At 62.0% G+C, this 4,375-nt stretch carries 5 protein-coding genes; all 5 read right to left on the reverse strand.

Annotated features, from left to right (window positions below):
* On the reverse strand, positions 1-1,310 hold a 1,310-nt coding region (locus VOI29_RS22790), incomplete at its 3' end, for a CmpA/NrtA family ABC transporter substrate-binding protein (RefSeq protein ID WP_323783959.1).
* Between the two features lie 265 nt (positions 1,311-1,575).
* Positions 1,576-2,754 carry a CmpA/NrtA family ABC transporter substrate-binding protein gene (locus VOI29_RS22795; protein ID WP_323783961.1) on the reverse strand — a complete coding sequence of 393 codons (1,179 nt, stop codon included), beginning with the start codon at positions 2,752-2,754 and terminating at the stop codon, positions 1,576-1,578.
* Positions 2,751-3,335: an ANTAR domain-containing response regulator gene (locus VOI29_RS22800; RefSeq protein ID WP_323783963.1), complete on the reverse strand. Its 585-nt coding sequence runs from the start codon at positions 3,333-3,335 to the stop codon at positions 2,751-2,753. The genes VOI29_RS22795 and VOI29_RS22800 overlap by 4 nt, the downstream gene beginning before the upstream one ends.
* A gap of 59 nt (positions 3,336-3,394) precedes the next feature.
* On the reverse strand, positions 3,395-3,631 hold the full coding sequence (eutH, locus tag VOI29_RS22805; protein ID WP_323783965.1) for an ethanolamine utilization protein EutH: 237 nt from the start codon (positions 3,629-3,631) through the stop codon (positions 3,395-3,397).
* A gap of 74 nt (positions 3,632-3,705) precedes the next feature.
* Positions 3,706-4,047, reverse strand: a complete 342-nt coding sequence (locus VOI29_RS22810; protein ID WP_323783966.1) for a zinc ribbon domain-containing protein YjdM — start codon at positions 4,045-4,047, stop codon at positions 3,706-3,708.
* Positions 4,048-4,375: the final 328 nt, after the last annotated feature.

Consider the following 4,375-nt stretch of genomic DNA (forward strand, 5'->3'; position numbering starts at 1 on the left):
CTGTCGATATAGGCGTTGGGGGTTTTGCCATCGAAGGGGATGCCGTCGATGATGTCCTCCGCCGGGGTCGGCGCCTTGTAGCCGTCACTGTCCCAGGGAAAGTCTCCGGCATCGGCAAGCCCTTCATCGACCAGCATTTTTGCGGCTTCCAGATAGATCTCCGGCTTATAGACCGAGCGCGCAACCTCGTCATACCAGCTGTCGGGCTTGGCCTCGTCTATCTGTCCCCAGCGGCGCATCTGGGTCAGGTACCAAACCGCGTCCGAATAGAACGGATAGGTGGCGTTGTAGCGAAAGAACACGTTGAAATCCGGAACGTCGCGCTTGTCGCCCTTCTCGTATTCAAAAGTGCCGGTCATCGAATTGGCGATCACCTCATAGTCCGCCCCGACGTAGTCCGGGCGCGACAGGATCTCCACCGCTTCCGGACGGTTGGCGTTATCGTTTTCATCCAGCCACTGGGCCGCGCGGATCAGCGCCTTGACCACCGCCAGCGTGGTGTTCGGGTTTTCCTCGGCAAACCCGGCGGTGATGCCAAAGACCTTTTCCGGGTTGTTCTTCCACAGCTCGTAATCGGTAACCACCGGAACACCGATACCCTTGAACACCGCCTGCTGGTTCCAGGGCTCGCCCACGCAGTAGCCGGAGATCGTACCCGCCTCCAATGTCGCAGGCATCTGCGGCGGCGGCGTCACCGACAGGAACGCCTCGGCGCCGATCTGGCCGGTCACATTATCGGGGGAGTAATAGCCGGGGTTGATACCGCCCGCTGCCAGCCAGTAACGCAACTCATAGTTGTGAGTGGAGACCGGGAACACCATGCCCATGTTGAAGGGCTTGCCCTTGGCGTTGAAGTCTTTGATCACCGGCTTCAGATATGAGGCGGAGATCGGATGTGCGATCTTGCCATCCGCGTCAGTCGGCAGGTTCGGCTTCATCATCTCCCAGACCTCATTGGACAGGGTGATACCGTTACCGTTCAGGTCCATCGAAAACGGTGTGACGATATGGGCCTCGGTGCCGTAGCCGGTAGTAGCGGCCAGCGGCTGGCCTGCCAGCATATGGGCACCATCCAGGGTGCCGCCGATCACGCCATCCAGCAGAACCTTCCAGTTCGCTTGCGCTTCGAGGGTAACAAACAGCCCCTCATCATCGAAAAAGCCTTGCTCATAAGCCACCGCCAGCGGCGCCATATCCGTCAGCTTGATGAAGCCAAAGGTCAGCACGTCCTTTTCTAGCTCCAGGGTTGCGGCCAGCGCCGGTCCGGTCAGGGCGGTCGAGGCTGCAAGCGCCAGTATCAATCTTTTCATCGGGTTGGTTCCTTTTCCTAGCTGCGTCCGGCCCATGGGGGCGGAACAGAAAAAGCCGCTGACACGCACCGCCGGGAGGAGTGGCGGTGGGTCGAGCGGCTTTGCTCAGTGAAACCCGTTCTTCGGGAAAATTCTCAGTCAGGCTCCGTTGCCTGGCTGAATTCAGACTGTCGGAAGCGCCGGAAAGCGCCAATGGTTTCTTTGCTGCTGCAGCAATTAATTCTGCATTGCAGCGTCGCGTGCCGGATTGCTGCCTGATTTTTCATCAGGCCTCGGCCTGGGGATCAAAAACCCGGCCATCAAAGAACCGGTTCTGCAACAGGCTGACCGCTTCCGATTCCCCCGCTGCCAGCAGCAGGCCGCTGATCGCGCCTTCCAGTTTCGAAGAGGCGCCGGGCAAGTCGGCGCCGGTCCCGCGCAGGGCGTTGCGGTACAGATCGCTGCGGAATACCTGTCCGGCCTTTGCAAGTGCCGTCTCGCGGTCCAGGCCGTTCCGCTGTGCGAGCTGCAAGGCAATCCATTGCGCCTGGCTGCGCCAGGGGAAGCCTGCGGCGCCGTCATGAAAGCCGATGAACCCAGGCGCTTCGCGCTGCAGGCCCTGAGGTGTGACCGTGAATTTTCCCGACAGCGCGCGCTCGATGATTTCGGCGGGCAGATCAAGATACCGCCGCGCGGACAGGATTTCTGCCGCCAGCCCGCGGGAGGCGGGATCGGCCAGCCAGCGGCCAGCGCGCCAGAGCGCCCGGATGAGGCGGCTGGACAAGTCCGGTTCGGCTTCTGCCCAGGCGCCGCGGACGGCCAGCACCTTTTCCGGCGCAAAGGACCAGATCGCCCGGCCGGGCAGCAGCAGCGCGCCTGCGCCCTGTTCAACTGCCATGGATCCCCAGGGTTCACCAACGCAGAAGGCGTCGATTTCGCCGTTGCGGACGGCCTCGGCCATCAGCGGCGGCGGGACCGTGCGGATGCCGATGTCCCGGGGTGTGTCCGGCCCCAGCCCATTCAGCCAGTATGTCAGCAGTTCGGCATGCATGGAAAAGGGAAACGGGACGCCAATTCGCAGGTCCGGGCCGGCCGCCGCAATCAGGGCCTCCCCGGCGGACACGGCGTCATGAAAGCAGAACCTGTACCCCGCATCGGCCATCCTGCGGGCCAAGCTGCTGCTGACACCAACGACGGTGCCATTGACAGACAGCACCGACAGCACCGACAAGGGCGCGCTGACACCCCCAAGGCCAAGCGCCGCAGCAATCGGCACCGGGGCGAGCATCTGGGCGGCGTCCACCTGGCCAAAAGCCAGCATGTCCCGCAGCGACGACCAGGAGGGCGCGGGGTGCAGTTCCAGAATCAGCCGTTCTTCAGCAGCAAAGCCCATTTCCTGCGCGGCAATCAGCGGCGCTGCATCGGTCAGCGGCACATAGCCGGCAGGGATCCGTGTCGTGCTCATGCCAGCAGCCCTGCCGCGGTGACCAGCGCCTGCGCCACGTCCGCGACGCGCTTGTTCTGGTCCATCGCGGCCTTGCGCAGCAGCGCATAGGCTTCATCTTCGCCGATGCCGCGGGCCTTCATGACCATGCCTTTGGCGCGGTCGATGACCTTGCGCTCTTCCAGGGCGCGCTTGGCCTCGGCGAGCTCTGTGCGCATCCGCTGAAACAGCCGGAACCGGGCGATCGCGGCGTCCAGAACCGGCTTCAGCCGGGCGGGCTGCAGCCCGTCGACGACATAAGCCGAGACACCAGCCTCCACCGCGGCAGCAGACAGCCCGTCCTCGCTGCGATCGACAAACATGGCCACCGGCCGTTGCTTGGGGCCGGATGCCAGCGTCAGTTCCTCCAGCACGTCGCGCGAGGGATTTGCGATATCGATGAGGACAACATCCGGGTCACGAACCTGTATCTGGCGCGCCAGGCCTGAAGGTTCCGAGATGACCTGAATGTCGAAATCCCCGGCTTGCCGCAGCCCGTCCACAATCATGAAGGCGCGTTCGCGGTCTGTTTCGACAACAACAATGGACAGGGCATCGGGCATGCGGCGGAGCATGAGAAAGGAGGAAGAAGTCTGTAAAGGCCACTGATGCAGTGTGATTTTCAGATAGCGTGCTTGCGCCGGAAATTTAAGCGAAAAGCCCGATCTTTTGGCTTGGAAAAGAAAGAAACTGGCGGCGGCCTACGGGAGACTGCCTGAAGTTTGCAAAGGGTGCCTGCCGAAGACAGCCCGAACCATGAGCCGGCCTTCTGCATCGGTTTCTGCAGAAAACGGTTCAGCATCCACACCATGGGGAAAGCACCGCACAGCATGATGCCGGTATAGCCCGCAATCTCCAAGGCTCATCCAGGCCTCGCCGACGATGTGAACCTGCGTGACGCGGGCCATCAGGCGGCCTCGGGCGGCAAGGGTCTTAGCCGGTCACTTTCTTCACAAATTGCGACTTCAGGCCAATCGGGCCGACTCCCGGCACCTTGCAATCAATATCATGATCGCCATCCACCAGCCGGATGCCCCGCACCTTGGTGCCAACCTTAATGACCGAGGACGTCCCCTTCAGCTTCAAATCCTTGATGACCGTCACCGTGTCGCCGTCCGCCAGCAGGTTGCCGACGCTGTCGCGCACTTCGGCGGTCGTGTCGCCAGCAGCCACCGCCGCCCATTCATGGGCGCATTCGGGGCAAATCAGCAGGGCGTCCAGCTGATAGGTATAGGCAGAGGCGCATTCGGGGCACGGAGGCAAAGTGTCAGTCATGCCTGCTCCAATAACCCGTTGGCCGGGCTCTGGCCAGCCAGAGATTACCCGCTGTCCTCAAGCCGCCTGCAGCCAGTCCCCCGGCGAGATTGCTGCGCAGTTCGATGACAGGGATACACTTAGCGGTTCCTGCCGGTTGACAAGCCGCTGAATAACACTGCCTTGCGGAACGCTTTCCCTGCGTATGATGTATTTTGCGAGCGTGAAGGGCCTGGAGTTCGTCCCGATATCCGGACAGTTTGATTATTGACCCTATGCTGCGCTTTTCCAAGTCATGGTTTCGTAGGCTTGCGCGGGGGTTAGGTAGCCGATTGCGGAATGACGCCGC

Origin of the sequence: Leisingera sp., from assembly GCF_034669605.1 — a bacterium.
Classification (GTDB): domain Bacteria; phylum Pseudomonadota; class Alphaproteobacteria; order Rhodobacterales; family Rhodobacteraceae; genus Leisingera.